The organism is Jiangella gansuensis DSM 44835 (assembly GCF_000515395.1).
Lineage (GTDB): Bacteria > Actinomycetota > Actinomycetes > Jiangellales > Jiangellaceae > Jiangella > Jiangella gansuensis.
In genome coordinates this window covers 3,730,198-3,751,783 of the sequence record NZ_KI911782.1, presented here as the reverse complement: position 1 = coordinate 3,751,783, position 21,586 = coordinate 3,730,198, and the positions used below count along the sequence as shown (strand labels likewise).

The 21,586-nt window shown below is 70.1% G+C and carries 10 protein-coding genes and 1 pseudogene; 1 reads left to right on the top strand and 10 read right to left on the bottom strand.

What is annotated here, in order from left to right; genetic code table 11:
* Window positions 1-85 precede the first annotated feature (85 nt).
* The 8 genes and pseudogenes from JIAGA_RS30555 to JIAGA_RS0117635 form a co-directional block, all read right to left on the bottom strand.
* On the bottom strand, window positions 86-4,783 hold the full coding sequence (locus JIAGA_RS30555; RefSeq protein ID WP_051426221.1) for a ThuA domain-containing protein: 4,698 nt from the start codon (window positions 4,781-4,783) through the stop codon (window positions 86-88).
* A 135-nt stretch (window positions 4,784-4,918) separates the two neighbouring features.
* Window positions 4,919-10,672: a ThuA domain-containing protein gene (locus JIAGA_RS33245; protein ID WP_051426220.1), complete on the bottom strand. Its 5,754-nt coding sequence runs from the start codon at window positions 10,670-10,672 to the stop codon at window positions 4,919-4,921.
* A 157-nt stretch (window positions 10,673-10,829) separates the two neighbouring features.
* A complete protein-coding gene (locus JIAGA_RS0117660) occupies window positions 10,830-11,693 on the bottom strand; it encodes a sugar phosphate isomerase/epimerase family protein (RefSeq protein WP_026876696.1) in 864 nt (287 codons plus the stop codon).
* 169 nt (window positions 11,694-11,862) lie between these two features.
* Window positions 11,863-13,107, bottom strand: a complete 1,245-nt coding sequence (locus JIAGA_RS0117655; protein WP_026876695.1) for a substrate-binding domain-containing protein — start codon at window positions 13,105-13,107, stop codon at window positions 11,863-11,865.
* Between the two features lie 24 nt (window positions 13,108-13,131).
* Complete coding sequence (locus JIAGA_RS0117650; RefSeq protein WP_026876694.1) at window positions 13,132-14,199, bottom strand: ABC transporter permease; 1,068 nt, start codon at window positions 14,197-14,199, stop codon at window positions 13,132-13,134.
* A 248-nt stretch (window positions 14,200-14,447) separates the two neighbouring features.
* Window positions 14,448-15,548: pseudogene (locus tag JIAGA_RS30545) on the bottom strand (ABC transporter permease); the annotation flags it as partial.
* Entirely contained in the window at window positions 15,545-17,035 is a 1,491-nt protein-coding gene (locus JIAGA_RS30540; RefSeq protein ID WP_051426684.1) for an ATP-binding cassette domain-containing protein, read from the bottom strand. The pseudogene JIAGA_RS30545 and the gene JIAGA_RS30540, both read right to left, overlap by 4 nt.
* A 56-nt stretch (window positions 17,036-17,091) precedes the next feature.
* Entirely contained in the window at window positions 17,092-18,243 is a 1,152-nt protein-coding gene (locus tag JIAGA_RS0117635) for a Gfo/Idh/MocA family protein (RefSeq protein ID WP_084469763.1), read from the bottom strand.
* A gap of 111 nt (window positions 18,244-18,354) precedes the next feature.
* Between JIAGA_RS0117635 and JIAGA_RS0117630 the strand changes: the two genes are divergently transcribed.
* Window positions 18,355-19,575: an ROK family transcriptional regulator gene (locus tag JIAGA_RS0117630; protein WP_026876692.1), complete on the top strand. Its 1,221-nt coding sequence runs from the start codon at window positions 18,355-18,357 to the stop codon at window positions 19,573-19,575.
* Between the two features lie 121 nt (window positions 19,576-19,696).
* Here the strand turns inward: JIAGA_RS0117630 and JIAGA_RS0117625 are convergent, their stop codons facing one another.
* On the bottom strand, window positions 19,697-20,326 hold the full coding sequence (locus JIAGA_RS0117625) for an FMN reductase (RefSeq protein ID WP_026876691.1): 630 nt from the start codon (window positions 20,324-20,326) through the stop codon (window positions 19,697-19,699).
* Entirely contained in the window at window positions 20,323-21,486 is a 1,164-nt protein-coding gene (locus tag JIAGA_RS0117620; protein ID WP_026876690.1) for an LLM class flavin-dependent oxidoreductase, read from the bottom strand. The genes JIAGA_RS0117625 and JIAGA_RS0117620 overlap by 4 nt, the downstream gene beginning before the upstream one ends.
* Window positions 21,487-21,586 lie beyond the last annotated feature (100 nt).

Below are 21,586 nucleotides of genomic sequence, written 5' to 3'. Positions count from 1 at the left end.
TTGAGTCGGCACGGTGACGTCTCCTTTCTCAGGTGATCACCAGGGGGCCGCCACGGGGGCACGACGGCCCCCTGGTGATCACGGCTCACAGACGGGCCCGCAGGGCCTCGCCCATCTCCAGTAGCTCGGCCCGGACGGACTCGTCGGCCACGCGGGACGCGACCGCCTCGTACCGATCGAGGGACTCGCCGGCGCGGGCGGTCAGGCCGTCGCCGGCCAGCCGCTCGGCCATGGACAGGTGCTGCAGCAGCTGACGCTCCTGCGAGCGGTTGAGGTCGCCCGCGTCGTACAGGTCGCCGACGAGGCCGGCCGCGGCTTCGAACGTGTACTCCTGGATCCGGATGTTGCGGAAGTACACGTCGTCGCCGTTGCCGTGGTTCTGGATACCGACGAAACTCGGCTGGTTCATCCGATTCGGATCAGTATCGGTGTAATCGTTGATCAATGCACCGTTCAGGTAAACCCGGATCCGGTCACCCTGCACGACGATCTCGAACTCGTTCCACTCCCCCGGCGGATTCAACGCCGCATCACGCGCCGCGATATCCGCCGACTGGAACGCATACACCGCACCCGTCGTCCGGTCCGCAGCATCCGTGGCATCGATCTGGATCTCATGACCCTGCTCGACCGCCACCCACGGGTCCTCACCCGGATCCGGGAACCCCACGAACACACCGGAGTTGTCATCCCCCGGCATCATCCAGTCCAACTTCAGGCTGTAGTCCTCGAACGAGTCAGCCTGATACCAGTACAGGCCGAGCCCGCCGTACGACAGCAGCTCACAGTCGGTGTGGTGGAACCCGCCCGGACCGGCCATCCCCCAGTCCGCCAGGCTGGCCGCCGTACCGTCGAACAGGCTGCGATAGCCGGCCTCGGGCGCCGTCGGCTCGCACTGCGTCGTCGGCGCCTCGCCGAGGTGGAAGTGCTCGAACGCCGCGGTCTGGCCGACGCCGTTGTACGCGCCGAGACCCACCTTCGGGTTCGGCAGCGCCGACATCGGGCGCGGCCGCCCGAACGCCGTCCACTCCGCACCGTCGGCCGACCAGTACGCCGTCAGGGTGTGGCCGTTGCTGACCACCTTGACGTGCGCGTTCTCGGTGATGGCGGCGGGCAGCTCGCCGGAGCGGTCCAGCGCGGCGTCGAAGACCGCCTGGCCGCCGGTAGTCATGCCGAACTCGAACCGCCAGCCCAGCCCCGGGACGTTGATCAGGACCGCCTTGGCGAAGTTCTGATCGCCGGCGTGGACCAGCAGCCCGGCCTGTTCGTAGTCGCCGCCGGCCGGCAGCGAGAGCTGGGTCGACGCCTCGAACCCGGCCGCCGGGTCCGGCACGTTCTGCAGGACGATGTTCGCGGCGCTGGTGTTACCGGCGTGCATGTCACCCTCCAGCGCGTCGATCCGCAGCTGGCCGTCCGCGACCGTCAGGTGCTCCGGGTCCGGCCGCAGGATCGTCGCCCACCGGCACCGGTCCAGGGCGTCGCCGTCGAACTCGTCGTTCGGGTCGACCTCGGCGCCCGGGTCCTCGCAGACGCCGGCCGAAGTGCTGAACGTCATCGCGTCGATGTCCATCAGCCCGCCGCCGGTGCCCTGGAAGACCAGGTACAGCGTGTCGGTGCCACCGGGGTCGGTGACCGGTACCGGCTCGAGGTCCACGTAGTTGTCCGGGCTGCCCGTGTGCGGCACGTCCACGACGGCCGCGAGCGGACCATCGGGTGCGCCCATCCGCAGCTCGACGGTGCCGCCCGGGCCGCCGGCCGACACCCGCAGGGCGACCGACCTGATCCCGGCCAGGTTCCACGGCTCGAACGCGATCCAGTCGCCGGGCTCGATGTACCCGACCCGGGCGCCGCCCTCGGCTCCGCCGTGGCTGACCACCTGGACGCCGCTCTGCGCGGAAAAGTGCTCGGCCTGCCGGTGCTTCGGCTGCAGGATCAACTCCGCGCTACCGGTCACCGGGACGGTGTCCGGCGAGGGCGGAGTGTCGGTGTACTCGGCCAGCAGCAGCCCGAAGATGTTGTCGTTCGTGCCGTGCGAGCCGTCGGTGCCGGTCGGGAGGGTGCCGGAGCAGCCGTTGACGCTCTCGCCGCCGTGCGTGTGCTGGTCATGCCCCAACGCGAAGGTGACCTCGACGTCGGCGCAGTCGACCGGCTGCCCGTCCGGGTCGGTGACCGAGACCTCGAACGAGACGTCCTCGCCGAAGCTGAACATGCCGCCGTTGGGCGGCTGCACGAACTCGATCACCGGTGCGGTGTTGCCGACGACGATGTGCACCGTCGCGACGCCCTCGAGCCCGGCTTGGTCGGTCACGGTGAGCCGGGCGGTGTACTCGCCGTTCTCGGTGTAGGTGTGCGACGCCTCCTCGTCCGTACTGTCGACGACGCCGTCGCCGTCGAAGTCCCAGGCGTACGTGATGGTGTCGCCGGGGTCGGGGTCGTCGGATCCCGCGGCGGAGAACTCGACGGTCAGCGGTGCCGGCCCGGAGGTCGGGCTGGCGGTGGCGATCGCCGACGGCGACCGGGTGCCCTTGACGTAGTCGATCCGGTACAGCGCGGAGTTCTGGTCGCCGCCGAAGTACCCGGTGCCGTAGTCGAGCACGTACAGCGAGCCCTCCGGGCCGAACTCCAGGTCCATGAGCTGGGTGTTGGTGACGACGTCGGAGAACGGTTCGATGGACAGCGACGTCCCGTCCTCGGCCACGCCGATGTTCTTGATCCAGCGGCGGCCGAACTCGTACGCGAAGAACTGCCCGTCGTAGTACTCGGGGAACTTGGTGTCGGACTCCAGGTCCGGGTCGTAGCGGTAGACCGGGCCGCCCATCGGCGACTCGCTGCCGGTGCCGAACTCCGGCACCGACCCGGCGTTGTAGGCGATCCACGCCGGCTCGGCGGGCGGGACGGTGTCGAGGCCGGTGTTGAGCCGTGAGTCGTTGACCGGGCCGCCGGCGCAGTCGAACTTCGCGCCGATGGGATCGTTGGCGCCGTTGTTGGGGTCCTGTTGCCCGGTGTGCGGGTTGATGCCGTAGTACGCGGTGAAGTCGCGGTCGACGTACGTCTCCTCCGGCGTGTTGTAGCCGGTGCAGTACGGCCAGCCGAAATTGCCCGGCTCGGTGACCCGGTTGAACTCGACCTGGCCCGCGGGGCCGTAGCGGCCCGCGCTGCCGGAGTCCGGGCCGTAGTCGCCGACCCAGACGTCACCGGTCTCCTGGTCGACGCTGATGCGGAACGGGTTGCGGAACCCCATCGCGTAGATCTCCGGCAAGGTGCCCTCCGTGCCGGGAGCGAACAGGTTGCCGTCCGGGACGGTGTAGGAGCCGTCCTCCTGCACGGTGATCCGCAGCACCTTGCCGCGCAGGTCGTTGGTGTTGCCGGAGGTGCGGCGGGCGTCGAACTGCGGCGCCCGGTCGACCCGGTCGTCGGTGGGCGTGTACCCGTTGGACTCGAACGGGTCGGTGTCGTCACCGGTGGACAGGTAGAGGTTGCCGTCGGCGTCGAAGTCGATGTCGCCGCCGTGGTGGCAGCAGTTGCCACGGTCCTGCGGCACCTGCAGGATCACCTGCTCCGAGGCGAGGTCCAGGACGCCGTCGGCGAACCGGAACCGGGACAGGTTGTTGTGTCCCTCGTATGCTTCCCAGACGGCCGGGTCGAGGCTGCTGTGCGCGACCTCGCCGTCCGGGGTGTCCAGCACCGGCGAGTAGTAGAGGTACACCCAGCCGTTGGTCTCGAAGTCCGGGTCGAGTGCGATGCCCTGCATCCCGTCCTCGCGGAAGTCGTAGACCGGGACCTGTGCGGCGAGCGTCGTCTCCCCCGCGGCCGCGGTGTAGAGGACGCGGCCGTCGCGCGAGGTGTGCAGGGCGCTGCCGTCGGGAAGCACCGCGACGCCCATCGGCTCGCCCATCTCCTCCGGCCCTCGAGCCAGCGTGATCTGGTCGAAGTTCTGCTCGACGGTGGCGCCGCAGTCGGCGGGGACCTGGCCCGCCGCGGTCAGGATGCCGCCGAGCAGGTGCTCGCGGAACGCCGGCTCCGCGAACGACTCCTGGGTGTGGCCGCCGCCGGTGTACCAGGACCGGCCGCCCTCGTAGTCGTGGCACCAGGCGATCGGGTGGTCGAGACCCATCGCGCCGCCGCCGGCATCGTAGGAGTCCTCGTCGAGCGTGGCCAGGACGTGCACGTCGCCACGCGGGTTGGTCTGGTAGTTGTACCACTCGTCGGTGCGTTCCCACCGCTGCGGCAGGCCGGCCGTGGACGGGTGCACGCGGTCGGCGACCGTGACGGTGGCCGGCTGGATCTGCGGGTGCGAGTCGAAGTAGGCGCCGACCAGCTCGCCGTACCAGGGCCAGTCGTACTCGGTGTCCGCCGCCGCGTGCACGCCGGCGTATCCGCCGCCGGCCGCGATGTACTCCTCGAACGCGGCCTGCTGCTCGTCGTTCAGGACGTCACCGGTCGTGGACAGCCAGACGACGGCGTCGTACTGGGCCAGGTTGTCGGCCGTGAACGCCGCGGCGTCCTCCGTCGCGGTCACCTCGAAACCGTGCTCCGCGCCCAGTTCCTCGATGGCCGCGATGCCGGCCGGGATGGAGTCGTGCCGGAAGCCGGCGGTCTTGGAGAAGACGAGCACGTGAGCGCCGTCGTGCAGCGGTTCGACGACGGACTCGGCGGATTCGGCCGATGGGACTGTCGTCGCCGATGAGGTCGCCGTCGCGCCGAGCGGCAGGAGCAGAGCTCCGGCCGCGGCGACGGCAACGCCGCGGGCGAGTGATCGTGAGGTTCTCGGATGGTGTGGCACCAGTGCCTCCCTCGAACGTGTACTGACGTGCGCGCCCTCGTTCCCCGTGATCGGCCCGATCGGTGGTGCCGGTGATCGACAGGGGGCCAGTACCTCCATAGGGGTCGTGACCCCCTGTCGATCACCGTGGTGCTGTTACAGCTGTGCTCGCAGCGCGTCGGCGTAGGCCAGCAGCCAGCCGCGAGCGTCGTCGTCCGTCACCCCCTCCGCGACCGCGACGTACCGGTCCAGCGAGGTGTTGGCACCGGTCGTGACGCCTTGACCGGCCAACCGCTCGGCGTTGGTCAGGTGCGTGGTCAGCTGCACGGACTGGTTCCGGTTGACGGTCCCGTCCTCCCGGTAGCGCTGGACCAGCGCCCGGGCGCCGTCGTAGGTGGCGACCACCTCGAAGGAGACCGTCACCTCCGCGACGTTGCCGGCCTCGTCCGTCGCCGCGGCGACCAGTTCGTGGGCGCCGAGCGACGGTGTGACCGTCTCCGGGTTCTCGACCGGCTGCCCGTCGAGCGTGAGCGTGGCGGGCACGTCACCGGACACGTCGTCCGTCGCCGTGGCGCCCAACTCGAGCGGAGTGGCCAGATCGTAGACACCGGCGTCCTCGACCCCGGTGACGGTGATCACCGGCGGCGTTGTGTCCGGCTGCTCCGTCGTGACCCGGAAGTAGTCGAACGCCACGGTGACCGGCTGCGTCTGCTCCGGACCGATCGCCATCAGGCCGAACGACGTCAGCTCGGCGTCGTTCGTGACCGGGTCACCGAGAGACGTCCAGTTCACTCCGCCGTCGCTGATCTCGGCGGCGTAGGTGTCGCCGCTCTTCGTCAGCCGCAGGTAGAACCAGCCGCTCTCGCTGGTCTCGGGGATGTCGATGTTCCGGTTGCCGCCGTTGCCGAACTGGCCGCCCTTCTCCGACACGAGCTCGGCGTGCAGGTTCGTGGCCCCGCCGGCGGCGTTCTGGGCGACGACGTCGAACTTCACGTAGTTGTCGTCGTCGCCGTAGACCATGAAGCCGGCCAGCTGCCACTGGTGCAGCATCGTCGGCGTCAGCCTGGTCTCGATCGTCCAGTCGCCGTCGGGGACCTTCTGCAGGATGAAGTTGCGCGGGTCCTCGTTCGCGGCGCCGTTGATGTCTCCCGGCTGGGTCTCGATCCGCAGCTGGCCGTCGGCCAGCCCGACCTTCGACGAGTCGTAACGCACCACGGCGTTCCACCGGCAGCCGTCGATGGCGCTGCCGTCGAACTCGTCACTGGGCTCCCGGACGCCGTCGTCGTCCACGTCGGGGGTGATGGTGAAGTGGTCGAACACGGCGTCGACCTCGTGGGCGGCGGTGTCACCCGCGGCCATCAGGCCGATCGTCGAGTTCTCGATCACCTGCGCGGCGCCGGCCAGGTCCACCCACGTTTCACCGTCGGCGGAGTACGCGGCCGTGAGCTGCGTCCCGTCACTGGCCAGCCGCAGGTGCGCCGTCGACGGGAAGTCCGCCGGCAGGGTCACGTTGGCGTGCCAGGTCCGGGTGCCGCCCGCTTCGGTCTGGAACTCCAGGAGCCGGCCGCCGGAGTTGTTGCGGGTGAACGCCAGCTTGACGTAGTCGTCGTCGCTGCCGTGCATCAGCAGTCCGGCGTGCTGCCACTCGCGGGTGTGCTCCAGCGAGACCGCGGTCTCGACGGTCCACTCCCCGGCCCGGGCCGGCTGGCCCACGTAGCTGATCGGCCCGGCGACCGCCTCGTTGATGTCGCCGTTGGTGACCGGCAGCACCAGTCCGCCGTCGGCCACGGACACCGGGAGACCGTCGGCGTTGCGGACCGTCGTCCAACGCTTGGTGTCCAGCGTGGAGCCGTCGAACTGGTCGGTCCCGGTGATCAGGCAGACCGGCGGCTGCTCCGGCTCCGGGTCGGGCCCGGGGGTGCCGTCGACCAGCGTGAAGTCGCTGAACACCGCCGTGGTCCGCGCGGAGCCGCTGTGCGCGGTGACCGCGAGGCCGATGTCCTGCACGTCCGCCGCACCGGTCAGGGTCACCGGCTCGCCCACCGCCGTGAACGTCTCGCCGTCCTTGCTCCAGTACGACGTGTACTGGTCGCCGTCGCGGACGATCCGTACCCAGGCCGGGAAGCCGTTGGTGCTGGCCCCGGTACTGGCGTCGAGCTGACCGTTGCCGTCGGTGTCGCGCAGCCACTCGAAGCCCGACCCCGCGCGCATCGTCATCGCCGCGTACCCGGGTGAGACCCCCGGCTGCGTGACATCGTTGCGGACGATCAGGCCGGCCTTGGCCGAGTTGTTGGTGTTGACCAGGCTCTCGACCTTCGCCGTGGCGGTCCACTGCTCACCGGCGGCACCCGGCAGGTAGACGGCGCTGTACTCGTCGGTCCCCTGCCACATGTTGCCGCCGCCGGACTCCACGACCCAGGTGTCAGCGTCCGGACGGTCGAACACGCCGTTCGCGGCGGGGTGCGAGAACGTCAACCAGTCGCCGAACAGGTCGCCGACCTCCACCTGGACGATCCGCGACGTCGTGCTGACGCCGAGGTCGTTGGTGGCGACCGCGGTGAGCCGGTACCGCTGCTCCTCCGCGACCGTCCAGGTCACCTCGTACGGCGTCTCCGTGTCGACGCCGATCGACTCGCCGTCGGCGAAGAACTCCACCTGGGTGATGGTGTTCTCCGCGTCGCTGGCGTCCGCCGTGACGGTGATCTCGCCGGGCTCCAGCTCGTCGGCCGGGGTCGGCGCGGTGACGGCCACCTTCGGCTTCGACGTCGGCGAGGCGCCCTTGCCGTCGGCCTCGATGAAGTTCAGCCGACGCTCGCCCGCACCCGGGAAGACCGCGTAGAGGGTGAAGCTCTCACCCGGGTCCTCCACGGCGACGGAGACGTCCGCGTAGGCGGCCGAGCCGGTGGCCGGTACCTCCGCGGTGCCGATCAGCTCGCCGTCCGGCGCGTCCCTGCGCAGTTCGATCGGGCCACCCGCGACCGACGATGCCCGCAGGACGAGCGCGTCGACGTTGTGCAGGCTCACCGGCTCGTACGCCGCCCAGGCGCCGTCCTGGCCGGTGATGGCGTCTCCGTGCCCCTCGATGTCACGCGAGGAGCTGGTGGTGACGCCCTCGGCGCGCTTGAAGAACTCCGCCTCCCGCTGCTTCGGGAACAGCAGGGACGTGTCCTCGCCGGCCAGTGCCGGGATGCCGCCGGCGCCGCCGCGGTCGGTGTAGCGGGCGTTGAGGATATAGAAGACGTTCATGTCCTCGCTGTGACCGCCGCCCAGCGCCGTCACCACCGATCCGGTCCGTCCGCTCATCGGGTCGGCCGGGTGTGGGTGATCGTCGTGGCCGAGCGCCGGCTGGATGACGATGTCCTCGTCGGCGATCTCGGTGTCCTCGGCGTCGGTGACGCTGACGTCCCAGCTGATCTCGTCGCCGAAGTCGAAGAACGCGCCGTCGGGCGGCAGGTTGAACTCGACCTCGGGCCGGGTGTTCCCGACCGTGATCGGCACCGTGGTGGTGCCGGTCTTGCCGTGCGGGTCGGTCACGGTGAGCCGGGCGTTGTAGACGCCGTTCTCGGTGTAGGTGTGGCTAGCCTGCACCTCGGTTGAGTCGACCGTGCCGTCGTCGTCGAAGTCCCACGCGTACGTGAGCTCCTCGTCCTCCGGGTCGGTGCTGGTGCTGCCGTCGAACTGCACCGTCAACGGAGCGTGGCCCGAGTCCGGTGTCGCCGCCGCGTGCGCGACCGGCGAGCGGGAGCCGGAGACGTAGTCGACCCGGTACAGCCCCGAGTTCGGGTTGTCGCGGCCGAAGCCGCCACCCCAGTCGAGCACGTACATCGAGCCTTCGGGGCCGAACTTGGAGTCGATCGGGGCCATCCACGGCTCGCCCGGCAGGAACGGGTTGATCTTCTCCAGCCCGCCGGTCTCCTCGTTCAGGTCGATCGAGTAGAGCTTGTTCTTCGCCCACTCGTAGAAGAACGGCTTGCCGTCGTACGACTCCGGGAACTTCGTGTCCGATTCCAGGTTCGGGTCGTAGTCGTAGAACGGGCCGCCCATCGGCGCCAGACCGCCGCCGGCCGGGATGACACCCGGGACCGAGGACGTCTGGTAGCCGTAGTAGAGCTCCGGTTCCTGTGCCGGCGGGAGCTCGGTCAGGCCGGTGTTGCGGACGGAGTCGTTGACCGGGTTGGCGCAGTCGAAGTAGTCGCCGACGGTGACCGGGTTGGTGCGGTAGTCGACGTCCCGGTACGGCTCGTTCGGCCCGATGCACAGCGGCCAGCCGTAGAAGCCCGGCTCCTTGATGAGGTTCCACTCGACCATGCCGGCGGGGCCACGGTTGGGGTTGTTGCTGCTGTTGTCGGGACCATAGTCGGCCACGCCCACCCAGCCGGTCTCCGGGTCGATGGAGAACCGGAACGGGTTGCGGAAGCCCATCGCGTAGATCTCCGGGAGCGTGTTCGGCGTGCCCGGGGCGAACATGTTGCCCTCGGGAATGGTGTAGCTGCCGTCCGGCTCCGGGTGGATGCGCAGCAGCTTGCCGCGCAGGTCGTTCGTGTTGGCGGAGGTCTCGCGAGCGTCGTGGAACGTCCCGTCGCGCTCGGACAGCGGTGCGTAACCGCCCGAGGGCTCCGAGTGCGGGTTCACGTCGTCGCCGACGCCGAGGTACAGGTTGCCGTCGGCGTCGAAGGCCAGGCCGCCGCCGGTGTGGCCGGGCTCGTCAGGCAACCGGCGGGCCGGCACCTCGAGCACGACGACCTCGGAGGCGGGGTCGATCTGCGAGCTCTCACCGACGGTGAAGCGCGAGACCCGGCTGAAGAAGTTCGCCGGGTCGCTGTCGTTCGAGCTGGCCGGCGAGTAGTACACGAACAGGTGCCCGTTCTGTTCGAAGTCCGGGTGCACCGCGATGCCCAGCAGGCCGTCCTCGCCGCCGGAGTACACCGGAATGGTGACGGCCGTCGACGTCGTCTGGGTGCTCGGGTCGTACACGCGGATCTGGCCGCGCACCAGCTCGGTAAAGAAGACGCGGCCGTCGGGTGCGACGTCGATGGCGAACGGCGCGCTGGTGTTCTGGTCCAGCGGGACCCGTTCGAACTGGTCCCACACGGTGCCGCCGCAGTCGCTCTCGACCACGCCGGCGGCCCACTGCACGCCACCGACGATGTGCTGGACGAAGTCCGGCTCCTGCGTGTAGTGGGCGCCGAAGTGACCCATCGCGGTCACCCACGCGCGGCCGCCGTCGTACGGCTTGCACCAGGAGATCGGGTGGTCGTAGCCCATGGCGTTGCTGCCCGGGTTGTACGTCGTCTCGTCCATGGTGGCCAGGACGTGCGCGGTGCCGCGGACGTTCGTCGAGAAGTTGTACCACTCGTCAGCGCGCTCCCACCGCTGCGGAAGGTGGGTCGTGGAGGCGTGGGTCTGGTCCTCGATGCGAACGGTGCCGGGCAGGCCCGGGCTGGTGCCGGTGGCGGCGTGGCCCGGCATGAGCGAGCCGACGAGGTTGTCCCACCAGGCATAGTTGCCGCGCATGTCGGCGGCGTTGTGGATGGCGACGATGCCGCCGCCGGCCTGCTGGTAACGCTCCAGTGCGGCCTTCTCGTCGGCGGTCCACGGGTCGCCGGAGGCCTGGAACATGACCAGGGCGTCGAAGTGGGAGAGGTCCTCGTCGTTGAAGATCGAGGAGTCCTCGGTGTGTTCGGACGTGATGCCGGCGGCCTCGAAGGCGGCCTCGAGCACCGGCACACCTTGCGTGATCGCCTCGGTGTGCCGGAACTGGGTCGTCTTGGTGAAGATCAGCACGTGCGCGTCACCGTGTTCTCCGTCGTGCGCCGACGACGGCATCGCGGTGAGCAGCGGTATCGCCAGCACGGCGGCGAGTGCCACGGCTAACAGCCGGGCCCACCGTTGGCGTAGAGCGACGATCATCAGGGGGTTCCTCCAGGGGAAAGAGCGACGATGCTGCTGAAACCCCGCGGCGTGCCGGCGCCGCCGGTTGAACTGCGCTTCTCAGGTGAAACCGAAGTGACTGGTTGACCTGCGCTTCTCAGGTGAGAGCGAAGTGACTGGTTGAACTGCTTTCGCGCTAGGTCCGGTCCTGCATCACTCCCTTCAGGAAGGACAGGCCGTCGACGGCGATGGCGTCCTGGCTCGCGGCCAGCGGCCGCCAGATCGAGGCGGCCGTGGCGATGGTCGCGTTGTCGGCCGTGAACGACTCGATCACCAGCGGCCCGTCGTACCCGGCCGCGTCGAGTGCGGCCAGGATGGCGGGCCAGTCGAGGTGGTCGGCGCCGGGGGCGCCGCGGTCGTTCGCGCAGACCTGCACGTGCGCGATCCGGCCGGTGGCCCGGCGGATCGCGTCCGGAACGGACTGCTCCTCGATATTCATGTGGTACACGTCGAGTGCCAGGCCGCAGCCGGCGGCAGGCAGGTCGCTGAGCGCCTCCATGGCCTGGTCGACGGTGTTCAGCAGGCTGGTCTCGTATCGATTCAACGGCTCGACCGCGACCGTGACGCCGGCGCTCACAGCGTGCTCGACGACGGGCGCCAACCCGTCGCGCAGCTCGCTGTAGCGGACCCGGCGCTGGTCCTCGCTCATGCGCCAGGTCCGGCCGACCGAGGCGTAGGCGGGACCAGCGATCACCGCGGACCCGACCGCCGCCGCGACGTCCACCACGTGGCGGAGATAGTCGCGGGTGGCCCGGACGGTCGTGTCGTCGGTTGCCACCAGTTCGCGGCCCGGCCCCATGACGAGGGTGACCGTGGCCGCGAGGTCGAGTTCGCCGAGCAGTTTCGCCGCCTGGGCGGGGTCCCAGTCGCCCGGGTTCTCGACCGGCAGCTCGACGACGTCGAAACCCCAGTCCTTGATGCGCGGGGCCAGCTCGGCGAGCGACGCGTCGGTGAGCGGCGACGTCCACACCCAGGTGTTGACCCCGAGGAGTCGAGTCATCGATCGTGCTCCTTTCGCCTGCACCGCTCCCGCCGCCATCACCCCGTTGATCTTGGAGTTGTTCGGGTATCGCCCGGACAAATCGCCCGGGATTCGCCGAACAACTCCAAGATCAACCTGGGTGGGGGCGACGAGGTGGCGCGTCAGGTGACGGGGACGGGGCGGTGCGTCAGCGGTCCTGCCAGGCGGACGGGTAACCGGGCAGGTCCTCGCCGCCGAACTTGGCGTAGTGCAGGCTAGGCATCTCGGCGTTGCGGTCGAGGAACTCGTCCCGGTCCGCGTCGGTGATGGGCGCCTGCGGGAGCACCCACTCGCTCGGCACCTGCTCGCCGGCCCAGATCATGGTCGCGGCGAGGATCGGGGTGCGCCACTGGAAGTTCGAGTACACCGGCGCGATCGCGGTCATGCCGGTCTCCTGCCACTTGCGCATGAAGCTCAACTCGTCCTCACCGACCATGACCGGGTAGTCGTTGCCCGTGTCCTCGAACGCCTCGACGGCCGCGACGGCGCCGTCGCCGGCGTCCATCCAGATGCCGTCGACCTCACCGCGCTGCAGGTACTGGGTGACCAGGGTCTTGATCTGCGCGCCGTCGCCGCCGGTGAACTCGTCGCCGAGGATCTCCAGCTCACTGTCGGCGAAGATCTCCTGCGCCGCTGCCCACCGGTGCTCCAGCACGTCGACGCCGGGCAGGATGCGCAGCGCCAGCACCGTCGACCCGGGCTCCAGGTTCTCGACCAGGAACTCCGCGCCGTCCGCACCGTAGGCGTAGCCGCCGATCGGGTGGATGAACGTCACCATGCAGTCGGTGTTGACACCGCGGTCGAACACGATGACCGGCACGCCGCTGGCGCAGGCCGCCTCCACCGCCGGGGTGAGGGTGGCCGTCGTCGACGGCGAGATGATGATCGCGTTGCAGTCGCCGGCGTCGACGAACGCCTGGATGTCGGAGATCTGCTGGTTGTCGTCGTCGGCGGCGTCGGACACCCGGAACTCACCGATCTCGCCGGCCGCCTGCAGCACCTCGACCTGCTGCTGCATGGTGATCCAGCCGGTGACCCGCCACGGGTTGCTGACGGAGGCGTTGGAGAAGCAGAGCGTGTTGCCCTCCGGGTTGGCGTACTCCGTGGTGTCGACGTACTCCGGCTCGATCGCCTGCAGCCACGGCTGGTCCGCCGGGCCCTCCGGCTCGATGTCGCGTTGTGCGAGCTGGCGTTCGTAGTCGGCCTGGACGAACCACTCGCCGTCGGCGGCCGGTTCCTCCTCACCCTCGCCCCCGTCTTCGGTGCCCGGCTCCTCACCGGCGGCAGCGGTCTCCTCCGGTGCCGCGGTCTCGTCGGGGTCATCGGTGGTGCAGGCGGTGAGCATCAGCGCGGCTGCCGCCGACGCTGCCAATAGAGCGCGCGATCTGCGCATCGTTGTCCTCCTCGGACGTTCTCGCTAGGACTGGTTCGCTTCGGGTGCTGGCACCGGTGCCTCCGGTGCGGTGTCCGGCTGCTGCCGGGGTCGCGCTCTCTCACGTGCGGCGTAGGCCACCGCGGCGATGATGATCACGCCTTGGACCGCCGGCCGGATGGTCGACGGCATGCTGAGCTGGTTGAACAAGGTGAACAGGGCTTCGAGGGTGAGCGCGCCGGCCATGGCGGCGACGACGGTGCCACGGCCGCCTCCGAGCACCACGCCGCCGAGCACCACCGCGGTGATGGCGGTGAACTCCAGGCCTTGACCCACTTGAGCTGTGACGCCCGCATAGCCGCCGATCAGGATGCCGGCGACGGTCGCCATGACGCTGGACAGGACGAACGCGAGCGTGCGCACCTGCCAGACCCGCACGCCGGAGAACCCGGCGGCACGTTCGTTGTCGCCGGTCGCCATCAGCGTCCGGCCGTAGGAGCTGCGCATGATGGCGATCGCCACGATGACGATGCCGACCAGGATCAGCAGGGCGTACGGCAGTTGGCGCACCACGGCCATGTCGATGCCGCCGCGGCCGGCCTGCCGGAACGCCTCGGACAGGGCGCCGGTGGGCGCACCGCCGGTCCACAACCGGATGGCGCCGTACAGGACCAGCATCATGCCGAGCGTCGTGATGAACGACTGCACCTTGAGCACCGTGGTGACGAGGCCGTTCACCAGGCCGACGAGGACACCGAACGCCAGCATCACCAGGATGACCGGGACCGTGCGGCTCTCCTCCCCGTCGAGCAGCGCGGCGGCAATGACCACCTGCGCACCCACCAGCGACCCGACCGACAGGTCGAACTCGCCGGACACGATGACGAAGTACTGCCCGACAGCCAGGATCACCAGCGGCGCCGCCTGCTTGACGAACGCCATCAGCGACGGCGGCTCGGCGAAGTTCGGGTTGAGGATGAAGATCCACACGAACACGACGATCAGCAGGGCGAACACAGTCGCGCTGCCGCCGCCGAACAACCGGCCGGCGACCTCGGCCGCCCGGGATCCGGCGCTCGGGCGCCGCGTGGGTTGCGGGGACGTGACCGTCATCGCGCACCTCCCATGCCGTCGAGGTGTCGGGCCGGACGATGCCCCGACTGATCCCCAGAAGCGCCGTCAGCGTGGACCGACGCCTCACGGGAACCTCCGGCCCCCGCTCGCCGGTCGGTGTCGTCCGCCCCACCCGGGCCGTCGAGGTGTCGGGCCGGACGATGCCCCGACTGATCCCCAGAAGCGCCGTCAGCGTGGACCGACGCCTCACGGGAACCTCCGGCCCCCGCTCGCCGGTCGGTATCGTCCGCCCCTCCTGTAGTCCCCGCGGGGACGGTGTGACCGGGGCCGCCGTCCGGTGGCGGACCCGGCGGGGCGGCACCGCCGCCGCCACCACCGTCGTCGCCGAAGCGGATGCGGCTGGCTTTCCGGTCGATCTGACGGCGGGCGTAGATGGCGACCGCGGCCACGATGATCACGCCGCGCAGCACGTCCTTGAAGAACGGGTCGACTTCGAGGATGTTGAACACGGTGTCCAGCACCGCCAGGATCAGCACGCCGGCGATGGTGCCCGCGATGCCGCCGCGGCCGCCCAGCAGGAGCGTCCCGCCGAGCACCACAGCGGCGATGGACTCCAGGTCGTAGCCGGAGTTGTAGACCAGGGCGCTGCCGGTGCCGAACCGGGCGGCGATCAGCAGGCCGGCCAGCCCGGCCGCGATGGAGCACAGCACGTGCGCGGTGACGATGACCCGTCCGGTCCTGATGCCCGACAGCCGCGACACGTCCGCGCTGCCGCCGACGGCGAACATGTGGTAACCCGTGCGGGTCTTGCGCAGGAACAGGATGCCGGCGACCGCGACGGCGAGCATCACCAGCGTCGACACCGGCACCGGGCCGATGCGGCTGAAGCCGAACTGCTGGAACGAGCCGGGCACCGCACCTGCGGGGCCCTGGTATTCCGTGTCCAGATAGCCCTTGATGATGAGGCCGACACCGAGGGTGGCGATGAACGGGTTGACCTTGAGCACCGAGATGATCAGGCCGTTGCCGAGCCCGATGAGCCCGGCGACCACCAGCACCGCCGCGATGGCCAGCGGTACCCGTGCGGGGTCGCCGTTCATCGTCGTCGCCGCTATCAGGCTGCTCAGCGCCATCACGTAACCCACGGACAGGTCCAGCGACCGGCACAGGATGACCAGCGTCTGCCCGATGGCGACGAACCCCAGCAGGCTCGAGCGCGCCAGCATGTCGCGGGTGTTCGCGGTGCTCAGCAGGTTCTGCCCGTCGATCGCGACGAGCACCACACCGATGATCAGGACGGCGACCAGCGCCAGCCAGACGATCTCGGTGGAGCCGAGCCGGCGGCGCGACGTGCCGCTTCGGCCGGCGACGGCGACTGCCCGGCTCATCGATCTCCCTCCGTGGTGGTGCCCAGGTCGGCTTCGTGGCCGGTGGCCAGCGCCATGACGGTCTCCTCGTCCGGACCGGCGGGGAGCTCGCCGGCGATGCGGCCGTCCCTCAGGACGACGATGCGGTCGGCCATGCCGATGACCTCCGGCAGCTCGGAGGAGATCATGAGGATCGCGACACCCTGGGCGGACAGCTCCCGCATCAGCGTGTAGACGCGTTCCTTGGCGCCGACGTCGATGCCGCGGGTGGGTTCGTCGAGCACGATCACCGACGGCTCGGTGGCCAGCCACTTGGCCAGCACCACCTTCTGCTGGTTGCCGCCGGACAGGAAGCGCACCTCCTGGCCGGTGCCGCGGGACGCCAGCTCCAGCGAGGACAGGATCCCGGGGATCCGCCGGGCGCTCTGCGCGGCCCGCCGCGGCAGTACCGCGTCCAGCACCAGCCGGGCGTTGGCGGCCACCGACTGGTTGAGCACCAGGCCCTCGGCCTTGCGGTCCTCGGTGACCAGCGCCAGCCCGGCGCGGACCGCCTGCCGCGGCGACCGCAACGTGACCGGTTTGCCGTCCAAGCGAACCTCGCCACGGGTGAACCGTTCGACGCCGAAGAGCGCGTGCGCGATCTCGGTGCGCCCGCTGCCCTGCAGCCCGGCCAGCGCGACGATCTCACCCGCGCGGACCTGCAGGTCGATGCCGTCGAGCTGCTCGTTGCCGCCGCCGGTGACGGACAGCCGGACGTCACCGAGTTCGCTGCCGGGCAGCTTGTCCGGGAAGAAGCTGGAGATGGGCCGGCCCACCATCTTGCGGACCAGCTCGTCGGTGTTCAACTGGTCGGCGTCGGCCGTTTCCACCAATGCGCCGTCCTTGAGGATGGTGACGCGGGTGGCGAGGTCGAAGATCTCCTTCAACCGGTGCGACACGTAGAGGATGGCGACGCCACGCTGGCGCAGGGTCGCGATCAGCCGGTAGAGCAGCTCCACTTCCTCGTCGGCGAGGGCGGCGGTGGGTTCGTCCATCGAGATGATGCGCGCGTCGTAGGAGAGCGCCTTGACGATCTCCACCACCTGCTGGCCGGCCACCGACAGCGAGCGCACCCGCGCTTCCGGGGAGAGCCAGGTCAGCCCGAGGTCGTTCAGCAGCGCCGCGGTGTCGGCGTTCAGGCGGGCGGCATCGACCATGCCACGCCGGCGCGGCTCACGGCCGAGGAAGACGTTCTCGGCGACGGTCCGCTCCGGCAGCAGGTTGAACTCCTGGAACACCGTGGAGACGCCTGCCTGCTGCGCCTGCAGCGGGTGCTCGAAGCGGACTTCCCGGCCGTCCAGCTCGATGGTGCCGCCGTCCGCCTGGTAAACCCCGGCCAGGATCTTCATCAGCGTCGACTTGCCGGCACCGTTCTCGCCGATCAGCGCGTGCACCTCGCCCGCGCGCAGTTCCAGGTCGACGCCGTGCAGGACCTGGACGCCGAGGAACGACTTGTCGATCCCCCGCATCCGCAACACCGTCGTGGCCGGTTGCGCACCCGGGCCGGCGACGCTGGACTCGACGGTCACGGTTGCACCTCCACCCAGCGGCTCTCGTGTGCGGACAGGACGACGGCCTCGGCCAGCCGGGCTGCGCGCAGGCCGTCGTCGAAGGTGGGCAACCCGTCCGGGGCGTCGCCGCCGATGGCCGCTCGCGTGTCGGCGACGAAGGCGTCGAAGCAGTCCTGGTAACCCTGTGAGTGACCGGCCGGGACCCGGGCGTAGCGGGCTGCGGGAGAGCTCAGCGTCTCCGGGTCGCGGACCAGCTGGCTGCTGCGTTCGCGGCCGCCCCACCACAGCTGCTCCGGGTTCTCCTGGTCGAACGAGAGCGACCCGTGCGAGCCCGACACCTCCAGCAGCAGGCGGTTCTTGCGGCCCGCCGAGACCTGGCTGACGACCACCGAGCCGATGGCGCCGGACGCGGTCGCGAACTGCACCACGACGACGTCCTCGGTGGTGACGTTGCGCAAGCTGTCGACGCCGCGCCGCTTGTTCACGGTCGACGACTGCGCCGACACCCGGATGATGCGCTCGCCGGTGACGAATTCGAGCAGGTCACACCAGTGCGAGCCGATGTCGCCGAACGCCCGGGTGGGTCCGCCGAGGTCCGGATCGACGCGCCAGTTGTCGTCGGACGGGTGGAGCAGCCAGTCCTGCAGGTAGCTGCCGTGGGCGACGAAGATGGTGCCGACCTCACCGGCGCGGACCCGCTCGCGCGCCTCGCGGACCATCGGGTGGAAGCGGTAGACGAACGGGACGGCGGCGACGCGGCCCGCCGTGGCCGCGGCGGCGGTCATCGCGGCGGCGGCCGCCGCGGAGGTGGCCAGCGGCTTCTCGCACACCACGTGCTTGCCGGCGGCCAGCGCCGCGAGCACCACCGGCTCGTGCAGGTGGTTCGGCGTGCACACGTGCACGACGTCGACGCGGTCGTCTCCGTCGGCGGCGAGCATGTCGTCCAGGCCGGCGAACACGCGTCCGGCCGAGAGGTCCGTGAGCGCCGACGACGCTCGCTCGGTGCTGGAGCCGACGACCCCGACCACCCGGCCGCCCGCCACCTGGACGGCCCGGGCATGCACCCGGCCCATGAAGCCGGTTCCGACGATCGCTGCACGGTAGCCCGGGGTCGGCGGGGCGCTGTCGCCGCCGTACGCGCGCTCTGTGATCGGAGTCACTGCCATGGCAGAGGAACTTAGAGGCACTTTTGCACGCACGTCAAGCAAAAGTTGCGCGAGTGTTACCACCGAGACTGTTGCTACACGGAATGAAGTCGGGTGTGTTTCACTAGTGCCATGCTCGAAGGCGTACGCGTCACCACGTCGCGGCCGGTCAGCGCGGTGGCTGACAACGGCGGCTCTATGTATGCCGCCGGCTCCCTGTTCCAGCTGCTGCGCGACGGCCGGCCGCGCACCCGCGCCGAACTCGCCGCCGAAACCGGGCTGGCGCGCTCCACGGTCACCCAGCGCGTCGACGCCCTGCTGGCCAGTAATCTCATCGGCCCGGCCGACAAGGCCGCGTCCACCGGCGGCCGCCCGCCCACCCGGTTCGCGTTCAACCCCAACGCCCGGTTCGTGCTGTCCGCCGACATCGGCGCCACCCACGCCCGGCTCGCCCTCACCGACCTCGCCTGTGAGGTGCTGGCGGAGGCCTACGACGAGCTGCTGGTGGCCTCCGGGCCGGAGCCGGTGCTGTCGTGGGTTGCCAGCGCCGGGCACGACCTCATCGCCCGCGCCGGCCGCGACCCCGCCGACCTGCTCGGCGTCGGGATCGGACTACCCGGCCCCGTCGAACACTCCACCGGCCGCCCGGTCAGCCCGCCCATCATGCCCGGCTGGGACGGCTTCGACGTGCAGGGTTACCTGGAGGACCGCTTCGGCGCCGTCGCACTGGTCGACAACGACGTCAACATCATGGCGCTAGGCGAGCACTTCACCCAGTGGAGCGACGCACCACACATGATGTTCGTCAAGGTCGCCACCGGTATCGGCAGCGGCCTGATCAGCGACGGCCGGCTGCACCGAGGCGCCCAGGGCGCCGCCGGCGACATGGGCCACCTGCAGCTGCCGCACGGCACCGAGGTGGTCTGCCGGTGCGGCAACACCGGGTGCCTGGAGGCGGTCGCCAGCGGCGCGGCCATCGCGGCCAAGCTCGCCGCCAACGGCACCCGCGCCGAGACCAGCGCCGACGTCGTCACGCTGGCACGGGGCGGCAACATCGAGGCACTGCAGTTGCTGCGCCAGGCCGGACGTGACATCGGTGAGGTACTCGCCGCGGCCGTGAGCCTGTTCAACCCGTCGGTCATCGTCATCGGCGGGTCGCTGTCGCAGGCCGGCGAGCACCTCATCGCCGGGGTCCGCGAGATCGTCTACCGGCGCTCGCTGCCGCTGGCCACCCAGGACCTGCGGATCGTGCAGTCCAGCACCGGCGACCGCGCCGGCATCATCGGCGCGGCTGTCATGGTCATCGACCACGCCCTGGCACCGACCCAGGTCGACCTCATGCTCGCCCAGTGACTGACCGGCTCATACCCATCCCCCTGGCCGTTGATCTTGGAGTAACCGCAGAATCTCGGCCCGTGATGTCCGATTGATTCCGCGATAACTCCAAGATCAACGGGAGGTCCGGGGTTCGCCGTCAGTTCTCGGACAGCAGTTGCTCGAACGATGTGGGGAGGGCGAACGGGTCGGCCGGCTCGCGCGCCGGCCTGGCCGCCATCAGATCCGCCAGCTCCGCGGCGGCCCGTTCGATACGGCGGGACAGCCCTGACGTCGCACCGGCGCCGTCGCCGTTCTCGCTCCCCCAGTCGGACGTGGCGGCGTAGACCGCGGTCGGCACCGTGACGGCGCGCAGGTAGGCGAACAGCGGACGCAGTGCGTGCTCCAGCGCCAGCGAGTGCCGCTCGGTGCCGCCAGTGGCGCCCAGCAGCACTGGCATCCCGCTCAGCGCGTCGGTGTCGAGGACGTCGAAGAACGACTTGAACAGGCCGCTGTAGGACGCGGAGAAGATCGGCGACACCGCGATCATGCCGTCCGCCGTGGTGACGTCGTCGATGGCGTTGGACAGCGCCGGGCTCGGGAAGCCGGCGAGCAGGTGGTTGGTGAGGTCGTGAGCGTGCTCGCGCAGTTCGACGACGCGGATCTCGGCCTCGACCTCGCGGCCGGCGAGGTCGCGCACGGTCACCTCGGCCAGCCGGTCGGCCAGCAGCCGGGTGGACGACGGCTGACGCAGGCCGGCCGAGACGACCGCGAGGGTGCGCCGGCTCATCGCAGCGACTCCGTGGTGGTCTCCGCGGCGTTTTCGGCGACCCGGCCGGTGACGTCGTCGACGGCGGACACCGTCGCGTCGCGCGCACCACCCGCGGCGGCCACCAGGGAGGCATGTGTCGGCGCGTCCGGGATGTGCGCCGGCCGGCCGGCGGCCATCTCCCGGCGCAGCACCGGGACCACCTCGGAGCCGAGGATCTCGATCTGCTCCAGGACGGTCGGCAGCGGCAGCCCGGCGTGGTCCATGAGGAACAGCTGGCGCTGGTAGTGCCCGACGTGGTCGCGCATGGCGGCATACCGGTCGATGACCTGCTGCGGGCTGCCGACGGTGAGCGGTGTCTGCGCCGTGAACTCCTCCAGCGAGGGCCCGTGGCCGTACACGGGGGCGACGTCGAAGTACGGACGGAACTCGCGCACGGCGTCCTGCGAGTTCTTGCGCATGAACACCTGTCCGCCGAGCCCGACGATGGCGGTGTCGGCCGGCCCGTGACCGTAGTGCTCGAAGCGGCGCCGGTAGAGGTCGACCATCTGCTTCGTGTGCGACATCGGCCAAAAGATGTTGTTGTGGAAGAATCCGTCGCCGTAATAGGCGGCCTGCTCGGCGATCTCGGGGCTGCGGATCGAGCCGTGCCAGACGAACGGCGGCACGCCGTCCAGCGGCCGCGGTGTCGAGGTGAAGCCCTGCAGCGGGGTGCGGAACCGGCCCTGCCAGTCGACGACGTCCTCACGCCACAACCGGTGCAGCAGCGCGTAGTTCTCGACCGCCAGCGCGATGCCGTCGCGGATGTCCTTGCCGAACCACGGGTACACCGGCCCGGTGTTGCCGCGGCCCATCATGAGGTCCACCCGGCCGTCGGTCAGATGCTGCAGTTTGGCGTAGTTCTCCGCGATCAGCACCGGATCGGTGGTGGTGATCAACGTCGTCGCCGTCGAGAGGATGATCCGCTTCGTCTGAGCGCCGATATAGGCCAGCGTGGTGGTGGGCGCCGAGGCGATGAACGGCGGGTTGTGGTGCTCACCGGTGGCGAACACGTCGAGGCCGACCTCGTCGGCCTTCTTGGCGATCTCGACCGTCGCCTTGATTCGCTCGTGTTCGGTGGGGGTCCGCCCCGTGGTGGGATCGGTGGTCACGTCGCCCACCGTGAAGATCCCGAACTGCATCTCAGGTCACTCCCTCTCGGCTAGATCGTTGACGTGTCAACGAACTTGTTCGCCTCAACCCGCGACCACCCGCCAGTATTCCGGCTCGTCCGCACCGCCG